This window comes from Mycolicibacterium parafortuitum (genome assembly GCF_002086815.1).
GTDB classification, from domain to species: domain Bacteria; phylum Actinomycetota; class Actinomycetes; order Mycobacteriales; family Mycobacteriaceae; genus Mycobacterium; species Mycobacterium parafortuitum.
In genome coordinates this window covers 83,940-99,720 of record NZ_MVID01000008.1, presented here as the reverse complement: position 1 = coordinate 99,720, position 15,781 = coordinate 83,940, and the positions used below count along the sequence as shown (strand labels likewise).

The window sequence follows — 15,781 nt, the reverse complement described above, 5'->3', positions numbered from 1 at the left end:
GGCGTGGAAGTGGCGATTGATCAAGATGATTCACCCGCGGTATTGCAGACACCACGACGAACAGCCATTAACATAATGAGCATGCTCAGCGACCTGCGCCGACTCCTGAGCTACGAGATGACCCTGGCGGAATGGTTCGGCACCGCGGTGCTGCTGCTGGCGCCGTACGGTGCGATCGGGCTGGTGTTCGCGGTGCTGCGCCCCGACTTCGTCACCGCCGTCGACGGCCTGGTGAAGGTCCCGGTGTTCGTCGGGACCGTGCTGTTCTGGCCGCTGCTGCTGTTCGCCGACGTGTGCCCGCCATGACCGGGAACCGGATCACGATCACCCGCCGGACCGCCCGCTGGAGCGACGAACCGGTGAAAGTCGGTGACGCGATGGACTTCTGGTCCTTCGCCGCCGGTGCCGCCAACGTGATCATGCAGCTGTCCCGGCCCGGCGTCGGCTACGGCGTGGTGGAGAGCAAGGTCGACTCCGGCAACCTGATGAAGCATCCGTGGAAGCGGGCACGCACCACGTTCCAATACCTGGCCGTCGCGATCTTCGGCACCGACGGCGACCGCGCCGCGTACCGTGAGGCCGTCAACGGGGCGCACCGGCACGTCAAGTCCACGCCGTCAAGCCCGGTGCGCTACAACGCATTCAACCGTGACCTGCAGATGTGGGTGGCCGCCTGCCTGTTCGTCGGGCTGGAGGACACCTATCAGCTGCTGCGCGGCGAGATGACCCCGGAACAGGCCGAGCAGTTCTACCGGTCGGCCTGGACGCTGGGCACCACGCTGCAGGTCACCGAGGACCAGTGGCCCGCCACCCGCGCGGACTTCGACCGCTACTGGGACACCGCCTGCGAGCACGTCGCGGTCGACGACACCGTCCGCGGCTATCTGCTCGACCTGATCGACCTGCGGATGATCAACCCGCTGCTGGGACTTCCGTTCCGGCCGTTGCTGAAGTTCCTCACCACAGGATTCCTGGCGCCGGTGTTCCGCGAACAGCTCCGCCTGTCCTGGGGGCCGGGCCGGCAGCGGATGTTCGAGCAGCTGTTCCTGTTCGTCGCGTTCGTCAACCGCTTCATCCCCGGATTCCTGCGGCAGGGCGGCAGTTACGTGCTGCTGGCCGACGTCCGGATGCGGGTGCGCCGACACCGGCAGTTGGTGTGAGGACGGTGATGTCGATGCGCACCCGCACCCGAAGCCTGCTGAGCAAGCGTGTCTCGGTCGCGGGCATGATCGAGTTCGGCCTGTGGATGGCGATCCCGTACGTGGTGATCGGGCTCGCGTGGGCGTTCTTCAACGTCGAGAAGGTCCGCCATGTCGAGGACCTGCTGCAGACCGCGTTCCCGGCCGGGGGCGGGATCGCGGCCTACCTACTGATGGCCGGTCTGTGGCCGCTGTTCGTCCTCGTCCCGTCGGTGTGCGTGCCGTGACCGCAGCCGCCCGATGACCAACCCGGCCAGACAAAGGCCTATCCCCAGGCCCAACTGACCCAGCCACACCGCATGCGCGGCGATCATCACCGGCCGGTGCGGCGAGCCGGCGGAGTCGCCGCCGACGGCGTAGACGGCGATGTCGTCGTCGCGATAGGCGACCGGCAGCGGGAGCGCGGGAACCGGGCCCTCGGTGACGACCCACCCGACCCCGGCCGCGGCGAGTTCGTCGCGGCCCGCGCCCGCGGTCAGCATGCGCTGGACGTCGCGGGCATGGGCCCCCTCGCCGAGCACGGTGTGGCCCGCCACGGTCAGGTCGCCGGTGCTGAGCACCTCGGCGCGCAGCCACCGCGGCAGCGGGTCGAGTACAGGTGCGTCTGGGCCCCAAGAGAATCGGCGCATACTGTCGACGGGCAGCACCGCGACCGGCGCCGGCTCGGCATTGACCACGGCGGCGGCCGCGGCCCAGCCCGGCGGGTAGCGCACCGGCGCGACGCGGCCGCCGACGCCCCAGACCAGATCCGGCAGCGTCGCGATCAGCGCCGCACAGCACACCGTGGCGGTGGCCAGCGCGGGCAGCCGCGGGCGCAGTGTCACCACGGCCGCGGCACCGGCCAGTGCGTACGCGGGCATGGCCAGCGCCACCCATTTCTGGCCGTCGCGCAGCACCCCGAGCCCGGGGACGGCGCGGCTCAGCGCCTCCAGCGCCGCAAGGCCAGGCCCGGTCGCCATCAGCGCGGGCCCGACGACGGCCAGCGCGGCCAGCACCAGCAGCGGGACCGCGGTGCGGCCGCGGATCAGCCGCGGCACGCCGACGGCGACGATGCCGAGCAGCACCACCGCGGATGCGACCGCGAAAAGCGTTGTGCGGGACGCGGGGACCGCCTCGGAGTTCCAGATCCCGCCCAGGCTGGCGAGGCTGAACAGCGTGGACAACCCCGGTTCGGCACGCGCGGCGAACGCGTCGATGCCCGCGCGCAGCCCCGCGTCCTGATCGGCCCAGCCGGTGCCGAGCACGGACGCGACGAGCCACGGCAGCGCCGCCGTCAGCGACGCCGCCAGGCTGACCGTCGCGCACCACCAGCGCGGCCGTCCGGTGCCCGGCGCCAGCGCCGCCGCCACAGCGACCACCACGGCCAGCAGCAACCCCGTCGGGGTCAGGCCGGCCAGCGCCGGCCAGAACACCAGCGCCGCGACACCGCCGCGCGCCGAGACCCGCAGTGACAGCACCGACGCGGCCACCCACGGCAGGCAGCCGTAGCCGACCAGCAGGCTCCAGTGGCCCTGAAGGAGCCGCTCGGCGACATAGGGATTCCAGATCGCGACCGTCACCGCCACGCACTGCCCGGCCGTCCCCGCGTCCGGCAACACGACGGCGACCAGCCGCGCCGCGCCCCAGCCCGCCAGGAACAGCCCGAGGATCAGCAGCGCCTTGACCACCACACCGCCGTCGACGACGGTCGAGGCCAGCGCGACGAAGAAGTCCTGAGGCAGTGCCCTCGGCGCGGCCTGGGACAGGCCCAGTGCGGCGTCGGTCAGATACGAGCGCGGGGTCGACACCGCGTCGCGCAGCAGCAGATGACCGGGACCGAGCAGCGGTGCGGTGACCGCCAGCGTCAGCGCCAGCGCGTAGGCCGGCACCGCCGGCGCGCGGAGACGAGCGATCAGACCGGTCGGTCCGGTGGCAGATCGGTCGGCCGCTGCGCCGGGAGCTTCTCGGTCATCGCCTCGGCGCCCGGGACCGGCTCGCCTTCCTCGCCCCGCTTGCCGTAGAACCGGTCACCGGTGTCGTCGAGACCCGGATCGGCCAGCATGGACTCCGCGCGCAGGCTGAACGTGCCGAGCAGCGCGCCGCCGACGAGCAGCACCAGACCCAGCGCGGTGAATGTGATCGGCAGGATGCGGCCCCACAGCGCCACCCGGTCGCGCTCGTCCTGCGCGGCGGCGACCTGGGCCTCGATCGTCTCCTCGTCGGAGGTGACGGTGTAGTCGACGTAGGTCATCTCGGGCTTGAGCGCGTCGCGGGCGTAGTAGTGGTAGGCGCGGTCGGTCTCCTTGACGATGGTGCCCGACACCTGGTCGACCCAGAAGGTGCGCTGCGCGGCGTAGTACCGCGTCATCGTGATCTCTTCCTCCGGATCGCCCTCCAGGCCCCACAGCGACGCGCGCGCGGTCACCTGGCTGTCGGCGTCGTCGTCGTAGAGCGACGCGAACTTCACCGGCTCGACGAGTTCGCCGTCGTTGTCGAATCCGACGTTCTGGGTGAACCGCAGCGTCGTCAGGCCGTTGACGTCCTCCTCGCCGGAGTAGTTCACGTCGAACGGACGCTGCGCGATCGGATCGAACAGCTGATAGGTCTTCTTCTCGGTGTCGAACGGGAACCGGTAGCTCAGGCCCTCGTGCGGCAGCGCGATGCTGGTCGGCGGGGTCTCGTCCTCGATCGCGCGCGGCTTCTGCACCGAACCGCCGGGATTGGTCTCGCTGGACACCGCTTCCGCGGTCTGGCGGTTGACCGTCACGGTGTCCACCATCGCCAGTAGCAGACCGTTGTCCTGCTGCTGATCGGTGCGCCGCAGCGACGTGCCGACCTGCAGCGTCACGACGTCGGCGTTGGCCGGCGACTCCACACTCAGTTGCTGCTGCTGCACGACGGGAACGTCTTCGTTGACGACGAAGCGCTCACCGAGCAGCGACGCCGGATCGAAGGCCGTCGCCGTGCCGTCGCTGACGAGGGTGGCGTCGATGTTCAGCGGGATCTTGGCGATCTTGCCCTTGGTGTAGGTGGACAAGAGCAGAGCGGCGATGAGCAAGGCCGCTCCGAGGCCCATGATTCCGCACGCGGCGATCCTCAGCGCAACTGCGCGGTTCAATACCGTGTCTCCCTTCGCGCGCCGCCACGGGGCATGGCGGAGGCGGCGCCCAGTCGGACGCCTGAAAGCCCGTTTGACCCTAACAGCACTGCTTAAGGTCGTCGCTTACTCCGGCGCCTGAGCGCACGTGCCTTACTTCCCCGGTTTCGCCCGTCTCATGCGTCACCGGGCAGACTGGTCGTCGTGACTACAGCCGTCGGTGAGACCGTCGGCGGGACGCGCAGCTTCCTTCCCGCCGTCGAGGGCATGCGCGCGTGCGCCGCCATCGGCGTCGTCGTCACCCACGTCGCGTTCCAGACCGGAATCAACGCCGGCGTCGCCGGACGCATCCTGGGCCGCTTCGACCTCGCGGTCGCGGTGTTCTTCGCGCTGTCCGGGTTCCTGCTGTGGCGCGGTCACGCCGCCGCCGCGCGCGGGCTGCGGTCCCGGCCGCGGACCGGCCACTATCTGCGGTCGCGCATCGTGCGCATCATGCCCGGCTACCTCGTCGCGGTCGTGGTGATCCTGACCCTGCTGCCGGAGGCGAGGGCCGACTTCACGGTGTGGCTCGCGAATCTGACGCTGACCCAGATCTATGTTCCGCTGACCCTGACCGCGGGGTTGACGCAGATGTGGAGCCTGTCGGTGGAGATGAGCTTCTACCTGGCGCTGCCGCTGCTGGCGCTGCTGGCCCGCTATCTGCCGGTGCGGGCCAGGATCCCGGTGATCGTCGTGGTCGCGGCGGCCAGCCTGCTGTGGGTGCACATCCCGTTCGACAGGGACTCCGGGCACAACCTGTGGAACTGGCCGCCGGCCTTCTTCTCGTGGTTCGCCGCGGGCATGGTGCTCGCGGAGCTGACGGTCAGCCCGGTCGGCTGGGCACACCGGCTGGCGCGGCGACGGGTGCTGATGGCGTTGATCGCGGTGACGGCGTTCGCGATCGCGGCGTCCCCGCTGGCCGGCAAGGAAGGCCTGCACCCCGGCTCGGTGATCCAGGTGACGCTCAAGACCGCGATGGGCGCGATCGTCGCCGGGGCGCTGCTGGCGCCGCTGGTACTCGACCGCGTCGACACACCACACCGGATCCTCGGCAGCCCGCTGATGGTGACGCTGGGGCGCTGGTCCTACGGGCTGTTCGTATGGCACCTCGCCGCGCTGGCGATGGTTTTCCCGATCATCGGCGAATTCCCGTTCAGCGGGCATTTCACGATCGTGCTCGTGCTGACGACGCTGTTCGGCTTCGCGATCGCCGCGGTCAGCTATGCGCTGGTGGAGGCGCCGTGCCGCAATGCGCTGCGGCGCTGGGAGCGGCGCAACGACCCGACCCCGCTGGACTCGTCGATCACCGAGGAGATCGAGCCCGCCGTCGCGCGCTGATGCCGTCGCGCGCTGATTCGGTCGCCGAAATTGCATTCCGGCAGGACTCCACTCGCACTTTTGCTGCCTGGATGCAATCTCGACGAGGTCAGGACCCTCGCGCGGCTCGCCGCGCGATCACCTCGTCGCGGACCGACGACCTCCGCGCCTTCCCCGCATCGTCGCGCAGCGGCCGCTCGGTGAACTCCACCGAGCGCGGCACCTTGTACGACGCGATCCGCTCGGCCAGGAACGCGACCACGTCGTCCTGGGTCAGCCCGCCGGCCTGCACCAGCGCGTGCGGGACGTGCCCGAGGTCGTCGTCGGGCAACCCGACCACCAGGCTCGACAGCACGCCGGGATGTTCGGCGAGCGCCGACTCGGTCTCGGCCGGGTACACGTTGCGCCCGCCGACGGTGAACATGTCGACGCGGCGGTCGTTGAGGTACAGGAATCCGTCCTCGTCGAAGTAGCCGAGATCGCCCAGCGAGTCCCAGCCGTCGCGGCTCTTCGCCGAACTGCCGATGTAGCGGTAGGTCGGCGAGGACCCGGGCGCCGGGCGCATGTAGATCTCCCCGGGCACACCGGGCGGGCATTCGTTGCCGTCGTCGTCGAGCACCTTCATCTCACCGGCCACCACGACACCGACCGAGCCGGGGTGCGTCAGCCACTGTGCCCCGGAGATGAACGTCAGCGCCTGTAACTCGGTGCCGCCGTACAGCTCCCAGAGCGCATCGGGGCCGACGATGTCGATCCATGCCCGCTTCACCGCGGGCGGGCACGCCGACGCGACATGCCAGAACCGGCGGATCGAGGACAGGTCGTAGGCGTCCGGGTCGGCCCGGTACACCGGCAGCAGCCGCTGCATGATCGTCGGCACCGTGGTCAGGAACGTGACCTGGTGTTCGGTGATCAGCCGCAGGAACTCGTGCGGTTCGAAACGCGGCATCACCACCAGGTGATGGCCCTGCAGCAGGCCGATCGCGAACGTCGTGAAACCGGTGTTGTGGCTCAGCGGCACCGACAGCAGGGTCACGTCGCCCTCCTGCGCGCCCAGCGGATACCCGATCGCCGGTGGCACCCGGCTGTTCCCGCCCGCCTCGATCAGCTTGGGGCGGCCGGTGCTTCCGCCCGAGGCCATCGACTTCCACACCGGGGACACCGCCTCCGGCAGCGCGCCGTCGGACTCGGTGGTGAACTCGGCGGCCAGATCTGTTGTCGTGCAGGCGGTGACGCCGGTCGGATCGGTCCGGCCCACCAACAGCGCCGGTCTGCGCAGCTCCAGTAGCGCGCCCAGTTCGGTGTCGGGCAGACGTGCCGACAGCGGTTGCGGCACCGCGCCGAGCTTCCAGCAGGCCAGGACCGCGTACGCCCAGTCCAGTGAGTTGGGCGCCACGATTGTCACGTAATCGCCGGCCCGGACACCCCTGGCCGCGAACCCGTGCGCGATCCGGTTGGTGACCGCATCCAGCTCGCCGCGGGTCACGGTTTGCCCGTCACAGGTGATCGCCGGTGCCTCGGGTGCCCGCCCGGCCAGCGCCGAGACCTGGGTGCTGATCGGGGGGACGAGTGCGGCGGCGACGTCGGTCATGTCACCCATCCTCGTCGTCGCCGGACGGCGGACGGCCGGAATCGGTGAACCGCATCGTCGAGGTCACCACCGCGACCACCGACAGCAGCGCGAGGAATTGCACGCCGGGCGAATGTCCGACATACCCGTCGACCGAACGCCACGGGTCGCCGCTGAGCACCGCACCGGCCAGGATCAGCCCGAATGCCGCGGTGACCACCGTGATCCGGTCCAGCAGCCGGGTACGGCGGCGCAACAGATAGCGGATCCCGACGGCGACGGCACCGACGATCGCGCCGAACCATCCTGAGATGACCGCGGCCGCAGCCACTGTCGCGACGCCGACACCGGGCGCGCCGATCTGCCACGGCTGCGCGGCGGGGGTCGTGCGGGTGGGGCGGCGCACCGGCGCGAACGCCAGTACCAGCAGCAGCGGTAGCAGTGCCAGGCCGCCGATCAGGCCGGCCCGGTAGGTCGTGTTCGACGAGAAGTCCAGTGCCACCGGCCCGTCGGTGCCTGCGGGCAGTACCCAGCCCTGTTGCCAGCCGTTCACCGTGATCGGGGTCAGTGCGGTGCCTGCCGCGTCCCGGGCCACCCAGCCCGGGTTCACGCTCTCCGGGACGACGAGCACGCGCGAGGTGTCCGACGCCGCGACCGTGACCTCCCGGTGCGCGGGCTCCCACCGGTCGACGTCCACTGATGTCGTTGTCGCAGAGCGGATCTCGTCGGACCTCGGGGTCGCCAGCTGGACACCGTCGACGATCAGCCCGGCGCCGGGGCCCACCACGAGCTCCTGTTCGCCTGCCGGAAGCTGGATCGGCTGGTCGCGGCACGGCCGCGCGGCGATCGGCTCGCCGCTCAACAGTGCGCCGACGGTGGTGGTGACCGATGTCTGCACGAATTCGCCGGCGACGCCGATCACCGGACCGCGCCCGCATTCCAGGATGACGGTGCGCGCCCTGTTGGCCTCGGCGTCCGCGGCGCCGATCGGCTCACCGCGATCGTCGAGCGCGGTCACCTCGGCCAGACCCGGAGGCTTGAGCTGATCGAATCCCAGTGCGGTGCGGTCGATCACGTCGTCCCAGTCCATCAGCCACACGGTGACGGTGTCGGTCCGCCGGGGATGCAGCCGCAGCGTCTCGGTCGTGCCGTCCGAGGAGGCGTCCAGGCGGCGGACCTGGGGGCCGTCGCCGAGGTCGACGGCGATCAGCGTCGGGCGGGCCGGCAGCGGCGACGCGCTCGGCGTCACCTCGATCGCGGACACCGTGCGCGGGCCGGGCAGGCGTAGCGTCAGCGCCGGCGCGGTCGGCGGCTGCACTGTGCGCTGCGGCGCGGTCCAGGACGTGCCGGGGTCGCCGTCGGCGGCGGCGTAGGCGGAGCCGAGCACGTCGATCGGGTCGGCGTCGCCCACGGCCCGCGTCGCGCCCGGTTGGGCCACCAGATCGGCCAGTGCGGGCCCCTGCCGGGCCCGCACCCACACCGTCGGCGTCACCGCCGTCGGCGCCGGCACGTTCAGCGTCCGGCTCAGGTTCACCGGTTCCTCCGAAGCCAGGGCCATCGCCGCCGCACACCGCGTCCCGGTGGGACTGTCGGCGCATCCGGCGCGGCCGAGCAACTCGGACCCGAGATCCCACAGCGCCACCGCCGAATTCGGATCGGGCGGCGGCACGACGACGGTGTGGCGCAGAGCCACCGGATGGGCGAACCCGTTGGCGTCGTACTGCGTGACGTTGATGTCTGTGATGCCGAACTGCACCCCGGGCGACCCGTCGTCGGTCCCGGTGGCGGTGATGCGCACCCACGGTGACTCGCCGTAGGGAAGTGCGACGGTCAACGGCTTACCGGCCTGGTCGAACCGGACCGACGTGGTGCCGTTGACGGTCGAGACCTCAAGCCTGCGCACCTGCGCGCCGACCGCGGTCGCGCTCGGGGTGATCGTCAGGGTGGCGTTGGTGACCGGATGGTCGAAATCGACCTGCAGCCATTGGCCGACGGCGGTCTGCAGCGCGTTGGACACCCAGCTGGTCGACGCGTCCCCGTCGACGGCGGCCGCGGGCCCCGACGACGGCGAGACATTGGGCAGCGCCGTGGAATCCGATGCCGCACTGGACACGGTGACGCGGCCACCGCCCCATCGCCCGTACACCAACTCGGCGCCGTCGGACGGGTAGTCGGGCACCCGGTTGAAGGTGTGACGCGCGTCGTCGGGCCCGCGGATCGCCGACGAGTGGTCGTCGACACGGCCGTAGTCGGTCTCGCGTGCGGTCGGGGTGTCGGTGACGGTGACCAGCGGTGCGTCCAGGCCGGCGCGCAGCGCGTCCTGGGTCAGCAGCATCGGTCCCAGCGGCGGCTTCCCGGTCAGCCGCCGCCGCTCGTCGAGGCGCAGGAGCGATTCGGGCCCACCGTCGACACGCGCCAGCGTATCCGCTTCGGCCACATACGGTTTCATCGACCCGGGGGCATCGACGCGGTAGATCTCCACCGCCGGGTAGCGGGGCCGCAGGCCGCTGTCGGCGACGAATCCCTCCAGTGTTCCCGGCCCGACCGGGTCGCCGAACGAGGCGACCCTGGTCAGGCCGGGTGAGCCGTCGACGGCGCGGTGCACCAGGATCGGCCGCGCCGAGCGCGACGTCTCCGGATCCAGGTCGTTGCGCACCACGACATACGAGATGCCCTGCCGGGCAAGGGTGTCGGCCAGTCCGGCGGACGGGCGGCCCGCCGCGAAGAGCCGCTGCACCGAATCCAGCGCGCGGATGGTCTCCGGCGGGTTCAGCGGGATCGAGTCCCGTACCCCCCACGCGCTGGCGCCGAGCACCTGCAGCGGCTCGTCGTGGCTGTTGCCCCACACCTGGGTGGCGAACGGGGCACCCGGGGCGACCAGCACCCGGCCGTCGGTGTTGTTCTCGTCCAGCCAGTTCGCGGTGTCGTGCCAGTACTGCGGGATCGCGTCGAACGCCCCGGGGGGTGTCAACCGTCCGGCCCAGGCCAGTGCCGTCGCGGCGGTCAGCGCCGACAGCACCACGATGCCGACGGCGACCCGCTTGTCGTTCTCCGGATGCGCGAACGCCCGACGCCACACCGGGCGCGGCACACTGCCCGGTAACGGCACCCGCCCCAGCAGGTGCGCGAGCCCCAGCGCCAGCGGCAGCCGCAACATCGGGTCGAGCTTGTGCAGATTGCGCAGCGGGGTGCCGTCGGCGTCGAGGAACATCTGGATCGCGTGCGCGAACGGGGACCCCAGCCCACCGGAGTAGGTCGCCGCCAGCAGGACGACGCCGACCATCAGCATGGTGATCAGCCGGCCGCGGCCGGGCATCCGCGTCATCGCCAGCCCGGCCAGCCCCGCCGCCGCGACCAGGGAGGTGGCCAGCACCGCGACCGTGCCCGTCACCAGCGGCGCGCCCGCGGTCGCGCTCGGCGCGACGTACGGCGTCCACGCCCCGGTGCCGCGCAGCATCTCGGTCAGCGACATCCACTGCGTGGTGACGCCCGAGGATTCGATGAAGTCGAGGAACGGCGGGCTGATGCGGCCCAGATGCAGCAGCGCGACCACCCACCACGCCACCGCGAGCGCGACGCACGGCAGCCACCACGCCACGAACCGCCACCACGTCCGGTTCGGCCGGTGGCACAGCAGCCACACCGCCGCGCACAGGCATGCGGTCAGCGTCGCGACCGCGTTGACCGCCCCCATCAGTGCGATCGCCAGCGCCGAACGGGCCGCCAGCATCCGGACACGGCTGTCGCCGTGCCCGTCGCCTGCCCCGTCCTTGCGTCCCTGCAAAGCCAGCACCACCGGCAACAGCACCCACGGCGCCAGCATCATCGGCAGCGTCTCCGAGGAGATCGCGCCGAGGGTGGTCAGCACACGCGGCGACAACGCGTACGCGAGCGCGCCGATCACCCGCGACGGCGTGGTCCCGATGCCGAGTGCCTCGGCCACGCGCAGCACACCCCAGAACCCGACGACCAGCAGCAGCGCCCACCAGAGCCGCTGGGTGACCCAGCCAGGAACGCCGAGGACGTCACCGGCGAGGAAGAACGTGCCGTGCGGGAACAGGTAACCGTAGGCCTGGTTCTGCGCCTGCCCGAACGGCAGCTCGCTGTTCCACAGGTTGAACGCGCGCGCGAGGAAGCGCAGCGGATTGGCGGTGAGATCGAGCTTGGTGTCAGGGGAGATCTGGCCCGGAGACTGGGCGAAAGTCAGGACCAGGGCCGCCGCGGCGGCTACCCAGAGCCAGCGCCGCGACAGCGGCTGGGCGGTGGGACGCTCGATGGCCGGATTAGGTGCGGTCGCCGTACTCGACCCTGTTGAGCACCGATGACGCCGGGTCGCCCGCTTGCAGCGGCGGCTTCGTGTCCTGCTGCACCATCAACGTCACCCCGAACACGGCTGCCGCGCCCAGCAGCAGGCCGACGACAATGCTGGCCGCGGCGGGTACGAGGAACCGATCCATGCGGCCCAACCTAGCATGCGGGAGCTACGGTTCCGGCGGCACGATGAGCACCGGGCGGTGGCCGCGGCGCATCACGTGGTCGGCCACGCTGGACTGCAGCAGCGACCGGAAACCGGTGGTGGCGCGGGTGCCGGTGATGATCAGATCGGCGTCGAGTTCGTCGGCGGCCTCGATGATCGACTGCCAGACGGTGTAGGTGACGGCCCGGCGCATCGGCTCGGCAGGCAGGCCGGCGCCGACCGCGAGCTCCACCCCTTCGTCGTTGATCCGTTGCGCCTCCGCGAGCGCGATGTCGAGTTCGTCGTCGCGCGGATCGGGTGGCCCGTCGAGGTCGTAGTCGTAGTTCCCGGGGTCGGATCCGCGGTCCATCGGGGACCACACGGTCAGCACCACGGCCCGGTCGGCGGTCAGGAAGCGGCCGGCGTACTGCACCGCGCGCCGTGCCGTGCGGGAGCCGTCGAACGCGATCAGCAGCACCGTCTTCTTGTCCTTGGGCACGGGGCTCGCCATCGACCGCTCCTGTTCGCTGTCCACCACTGACGACCAGGATATTTGGTCGCGGCCGAAGTTCAGCGCCGTTTTCAGGCCCCGGTTAGGGGCCCCGGCGCGCCGGGGACGGGCTAGGACACGACCTGCGCTCCTATTAGTGTCAGAACGTATGCCCGCACCAAGGACCGTTCCGAACGCCCTGATCGGAGTGCTGGCGGCGTCGGCACTGCTGGTCGGATGTACCTCGTCGACCGGGGCTGACCAGCATGAACCATCCGTCGAGGCCGTGCAGGGCCCGTCTCTGACCGCGGGCACCGCCCAGGGTCTGCCCGAGGCTCCCGCACCCGTCCCGCCCGCCGCACCGGTGTGCGGTGACCCGGCCGCGGCCGTCGCGGCGATGTCGACGCGCGACAAGCTCGCGCAGCTGTTGATGGTCGGGGTGACCGGGGCGGCCGACGCCCGCACCGCAGCCGCCGAGTACCGCGTCGGCGGCATCATGGTCGGCAGCTGGACCGATCAGTCGATGCTGACCGACGGATCCCTGCCCGACATCGCCAACTCCGGCCCGCTGCCGCTGGCGGTCAGCGTCGACGAGGAGGGCGGCCGGGTGTCCCGGCTGTCCGGGCTGATCGGCAGCCAGCCGTCCGCGCGGGTGCTGGCCCAGACCAAGACGCCCGACGAGGTCTACGCGATCGCCCGGGACCGTGGCGCGAAGATGCGCGGCCTCGGCATCACCATCGACTTCGCGCCCGTCGTGGATGTCACCGACGCCCCCGACAACAGCGTCATCGGCGACCGCTCGTTCGGTGCCGACCCGACCACCGTGACCGACTACGCCGGTGCGTACGCCCGTGGCCTGCGGGACGCCGGGGTGCTGCCGGTGCTCAAGCACTTCCCTGGCCATGGTTCGGGGTCGGGCGACACCCACACCGGCAGCGCATCCACGCCGTCGATCGAGGCACTCAAGAACCACGACCTGGTCCCGTACCGGACCCTGACCACGCAGGCGCCGGTCGGCGTGATGGTCGGCCACATCGAGGTGCCCGGCCTGACCGGCAACGAGCCGGCCAGCCTCAGCCCGCAGGCCTACGCACTGCTGCGCTCCGGCGGCTACGGCGGTCCGCCGTTCGGCGGGGTGGTCTTCACCGACGACCTGTCCGGGATGCAGGCGATCTCGGCCCGACTCGGCGTCCCCGACGCGGTGCTGCGCGCGCTGCAGGCCGGTGCCGACGTCGCGCTGTGGCTGTCGACCGGGGAGGTGCCCGCGGTGCTGGACCGGCTGGAGAAGGCGGTCGGCGACGGTGAGTTGACGATGTCCGGGGTCGACGCCGCGGTGTCCCGGATCGTCGCGATGAAGGGTCCGTCGCCGCGGTGCGGCGGCTGATCGGCCCGCGATTGCTTACCCTGGTCTGAGCACGCGAGCATCGCTGATCGGTCAGGAAGGTACACACATGGCAGGTGGAACCAAGCGGTTGCCGCGTGCTGTGCGTGAGCAACAGATGCTGGACGCGGCCGTGGAGATCTTCTCGGTCAACGGTTACCACGAGACCTCGATGGACGCGATCGCGGCCGAGGCGCAGATCAGCAAGCCGATGCTGTACCTCTACTACGGCTCCAAGGAGGAGTTGTTCGGGGCGTGCCTGGACCGTGAGCTGACCCGGTTCGTCGACGAGGTCAACAGCAACATCGACTTCACCGCGGCCCCGAAGGAACTCCTGCGCACCGCGGTGCTGGCATTCCTGAACTACATCGACGCGAACCGGGCGTCGTGGATGGTGCTCTACACCCAGGCCACGAGCTCGCAGGCGTTCGCCCACACCGTGCGCGAGGGCCGGGAACGCATCATCGAGATCGTCGGGCGGCTGCTGCGCTCGGGCACCAAGAATCCGGACCCGGACATCGACTTCGAGTTGATGGCCGTGGCGCTCGTCGGCGCGGGCGAGGCGATCGCGTCGCGGGTCAGCACCGGCGACGCCGACGTCCAGGAGGCATCGGAGCTGATGATCAACCTGTTCTGGCGGGGCCTCAAGGGCGCGCCGTCGAGTCAGGACGTGGACGCGACCGCGGTCATCTCCAGCTAGCTAGTCGCGGTAGGCCGTACCGGAGTTGACGTCCACGTTGACGTCCTCGGTGGTGTTGCCGGTGCGGATGTCGACGGAGTAGCGCTGCACACCGTCGTCGTACTCCAGGGTCCATTCGGCCACCGATCCCGGTAACAGGGCGGTCGCCCGCGCCGCCGCGTCCGCGGGCGTCAACTTCCGCGGATCCACCGCGACGGGCGCCGACAGCTCCTGGTCTCGGTCGTCGGCGATCACCTGGGCCGACTGGGCGTCGATCGTGATCTCGTGCTGGTCGGTGTTCTGCTGTGTGTCGATCTTCCACACCCATGCGTTCGCGGGGCGCTCGAAGGTCAGCTCGATCTTGGTGACGATCCCGCCGGGCACGGTCTGATCGGCGACCGCGAGGGCTTGGTCCAGCCCGACCGGGAAGGTCGTGGTGGCGAGGTCGGCGTCCGGCCCAGGGCCGGCCGCCGGCGCCGGGGCTGGGGTCGGCGCGCCCGTGGGACTCATGGCGGTGGTCGCCATCGTTTGTGGTTGGCCCGTCGCGGAGGAGGGGGATGTCGCGGCGGAGGGGGACGCCGCATCACCCCCACCCCCCGACGAACACCCCGCCAGTGCGAGGGTGCCCAGCGCCGCGGCGCATGCCAGAGAAGTACCGAACCGACGATGTGTGACCATGGTCACAGCAGTAGCCGACTCCGTCGGTCGGTAAACGTGCCGATGTCAGGCCGGCGTGATCGTCCCCGTCAGATGCGGGTAGCCCTTCGTCAGGTGACGTAGCGTCAGCTCCCAGCCGTCGGCGTTGCGGTCGACGTACAGCCCGGCCCGCGCGGGCAGCACCACCGGCTTGGCGAACCGCACCGAGTATTTGACCGCGTCCGGCAGCTGGCCCTCGATGTTCGCCAGAACCGCTGCGGCGCTGAACATCCCGTGGGCGATCACCGTCGGGAACCCGAACAGCTTCGCCGCGACGGCGTTGGTGTGGATCGGGTTGTGGTCCCCGCCGACGGACGCGTAGTGCCGGATCTGGCCCGGCGTGATCTTCAGGATCGCGTTGGGCGGCGGCAGTTTCGGTTGTTTCTGCGGCGGCGGCTTCGGCTCACCGGACAGGCTGGTGCGCTGCTGGTGCAGGAACGTGGTGACCTGCTGCCAGGCCAGGTCGTTGCCGACCTTGACGTCGGTGAGGATGTCGACCAGAAGGCCCCTGCGGTGCTCGCGCATGTTGTCCGCGCGCACCGACACCGACACCGTGTCGGACACCGCGATCGGCCGGTACTGCGTGATGTGGTTCTCCAGGTGTACCGAACCCATTGCCGCGAAAGGGAAGTCGAACCCGGTGATCAACTGCATCACGGTCGGGAACGTCAGCGCGAACGGATACGTCAGCGGCACCGCGTTGTCGAAGCGCAGGCCGGTCACCGCGGCGTAGTCGGCGACGTTGTCCGCGTCGATGCGCAGGTCCTCGACGGTCAGCGGGCGGGTCGGCAAGGTGTCGCCGCGCGGCACGAACGGCAGTGCGCCCGCCGCGGCGAGCGCCAGGTTCTTCAGCCCCGACGGTTGTTTGTCGCTCACGC

General features: G+C 70.7%; 14 protein-coding genes. 6 read left to right on the top strand and 8 right to left on the bottom strand.

Annotation, left to right across the window (positions count from 1 at the left end):
* Positions 1-81 precede the first annotated feature (81 nt).
* Genes BST38_RS11780 through BST38_RS11770 form a run of 3 tightly spaced genes read left to right on the top strand, consistent with a single transcriptional unit; the run spans position 82 to position 1,426 of the window.
* Complete coding sequence (locus BST38_RS11780; protein ID WP_237160748.1) at positions 82-306, top strand: hypothetical protein; 225 nt, start codon at positions 82-84, stop codon at positions 304-306.
* Positions 303-1,160 carry an oxygenase MpaB family protein gene (locus BST38_RS11775; protein WP_083143571.1) on the top strand — a complete coding sequence of 286 codons (858 nt, stop codon included), beginning with the start codon at positions 303-305 and terminating at the stop codon, positions 1,158-1,160. The genes BST38_RS11780 and BST38_RS11775 overlap by 4 nt, the downstream gene beginning before the upstream one ends.
* The gene (locus BST38_RS11770; RefSeq protein WP_336385741.1) at positions 1,157-1,426 is read left to right on the top strand and encodes a hypothetical protein; all 270 of its coding nucleotides are present in this window, start codon (positions 1,157-1,159) and stop codon (positions 1,424-1,426) included. Before BST38_RS11775 ends, BST38_RS11770 begins: the two co-directional genes overlap by 4 nt.
* On the opposite strand, the gene BST38_RS11765 is transcribed toward BST38_RS11770, so the two are convergent.
* Both BST38_RS11765 and pgfA read right to left on the bottom strand, forming a co-directional pair.
* The gene (locus BST38_RS11765; RefSeq protein ID WP_237160747.1) at positions 1,367-3,067 is read right to left on the bottom strand and encodes an MmpA family trehalose lipid delivery protein; all 1,701 of its coding nucleotides are present in this window, start codon (positions 3,065-3,067) and stop codon (positions 1,367-1,369) included. The genes BST38_RS11770 and BST38_RS11765 overlap by 60 nt on opposite strands.
* 23 nt (positions 3,068-3,090) lie before the next feature.
* The gene (gene pgfA, locus BST38_RS11760) at positions 3,091-4,296 is read right to left on the bottom strand and encodes a cell envelope lipid trafficking protein PgfA (RefSeq protein ID WP_083143469.1); all 1,206 of its coding nucleotides are present in this window, start codon (positions 4,294-4,296) and stop codon (positions 3,091-3,093) included.
* Positions 4,297-4,542: 246 nt separating this feature from the next.
* Between pgfA and BST38_RS11755 the strand changes: the two genes are divergently transcribed.
* The gene (locus BST38_RS11755; protein WP_083143569.1) at positions 4,543-5,652 is read left to right on the top strand and encodes an acyltransferase family protein; all 1,110 of its coding nucleotides are present in this window, start codon (positions 4,543-4,545) and stop codon (positions 5,650-5,652) included.
* Between the two features lie 88 nt (positions 5,653-5,740).
* On the opposite strand, the gene BST38_RS11750 is transcribed toward BST38_RS11755, so the two are convergent.
* The 4 genes from BST38_RS11750 to BST38_RS11735 are packed head-to-tail and all read right to left on the bottom strand — an operon-like array spanning position 5,741 to position 12,168.
* The gene (locus BST38_RS11750; protein ID WP_083143568.1) at positions 5,741-7,222 is read right to left on the bottom strand and encodes an AMP-binding protein; all 1,482 of its coding nucleotides are present in this window, start codon (positions 7,220-7,222) and stop codon (positions 5,741-5,743) included.
* Position 7,223: 1 nt separating this feature from the next.
* Positions 7,224-11,453 carry a DUF3367 domain-containing protein gene (locus BST38_RS11745; protein ID WP_083143468.1) on the bottom strand — a complete coding sequence of 1,410 codons (4,230 nt, stop codon included), beginning with the start codon at positions 11,451-11,453 and terminating at the stop codon, positions 7,224-7,226.
* Between the two features lie 31 nt (positions 11,454-11,484).
* The gene (locus BST38_RS11740) at positions 11,485-11,658 is read right to left on the bottom strand and encodes a DUF2613 domain-containing protein (RefSeq protein ID WP_003933939.1); all 174 of its coding nucleotides are present in this window, start codon (positions 11,656-11,658) and stop codon (positions 11,485-11,487) included.
* 24 nt (positions 11,659-11,682) lie between these two features.
* The gene (locus BST38_RS11735; RefSeq protein WP_083143567.1) at positions 11,683-12,168 is read right to left on the bottom strand and encodes a universal stress protein; all 486 of its coding nucleotides are present in this window, start codon (positions 12,166-12,168) and stop codon (positions 11,683-11,685) included.
* 148 nt (positions 12,169-12,316) lie between these two features.
* Here BST38_RS11735 and BST38_RS11730 point away from each other — a divergent pair, with 148 nt between their 5' ends.
* Positions 12,317-13,531, top strand: a complete 1,215-nt coding sequence (locus tag BST38_RS11730) for a glycoside hydrolase family 3 N-terminal domain-containing protein (protein ID WP_083143467.1) — start codon at positions 12,317-12,319, stop codon at positions 13,529-13,531.
* Positions 13,532-13,598: 67 nt separating this feature from the next.
* A complete protein-coding gene (locus BST38_RS11725; RefSeq protein ID WP_083143466.1) occupies positions 13,599-14,228 on the top strand; it encodes a TetR/AcrR family transcriptional regulator in 630 nt (209 codons plus the stop codon).
* On the opposite strand, the gene BST38_RS11720 is transcribed toward BST38_RS11725, so the two are convergent.
* Both BST38_RS11720 and BST38_RS11715 read right to left on the bottom strand, forming a co-directional pair.
* The gene (locus BST38_RS11720; protein WP_165761582.1) at positions 14,229-14,732 is read right to left on the bottom strand and encodes a PepSY domain-containing protein; all 504 of its coding nucleotides are present in this window, start codon (positions 14,730-14,732) and stop codon (positions 14,229-14,231) included. It abuts the gene before it with no gap.
* 198 nt (positions 14,733-14,930) lie between these two features.
* The gene (locus tag BST38_RS11715) at positions 14,931-15,779 is read right to left on the bottom strand and encodes a MaoC/PaaZ C-terminal domain-containing protein (RefSeq protein WP_083143464.1); all 849 of its coding nucleotides are present in this window, start codon (positions 15,777-15,779) and stop codon (positions 14,931-14,933) included.
* Positions 15,780-15,781 lie beyond the last annotated feature (2 nt).

Bases quoted from the DNA above. Each gene is read 5' to 3' on its own strand.
- BST38_RS11750 (WP_083143568.1), bottom strand. From the start codon at position 7,222: ATGACCGACGTCGCCGCCGCACTCGTCCCCCCGATCAGCACCCAGGTC.
- BST38_RS11755 (WP_083143569.1), top strand. From the start codon at position 4,543: ATGCGCGCGTGCGCCGCCATCGGCGTCGTCGTCACCCACGTCGCGTTC.
- BST38_RS11720 (WP_165761582.1), bottom strand. From the start codon at position 14,732: ATGGCGACCACCGCCATGAGTCCCACGGGCGCGCCGACCCCAGCCCCG.
- BST38_RS11775 (WP_083143571.1), top strand. From the start codon at position 303: ATGACCGGGAACCGGATCACGATCACCCGCCGGACCGCCCGCTGGAGC.
- BST38_RS11780 (WP_237160748.1), top strand. From the start codon at position 82: ATGCTCAGCGACCTGCGCCGACTCCTGAGCTACGAGATGACCCTGGCG.
- BST38_RS11730 (WP_083143467.1), top strand. From the start codon at position 12,317: ATGCCCGCACCAAGGACCGTTCCGAACGCCCTGATCGGAGTGCTGGCG.
- BST38_RS11725 (WP_083143466.1), top strand. From the start codon at position 13,599: ATGGCAGGTGGAACCAAGCGGTTGCCGCGTGCTGTGCGTGAGCAACAG.
- BST38_RS11735 (WP_083143567.1), bottom strand. From the start codon at position 12,168: ATGGCGAGCCCCGTGCCCAAGGACAAGAAGACGGTGCTGCTGATCGCG.
- BST38_RS11740 (WP_003933939.1), bottom strand. From the start codon at position 11,658: ATGGATCGGTTCCTCGTACCCGCCGCGGCCAGCATTGTCGTCGGCCTG.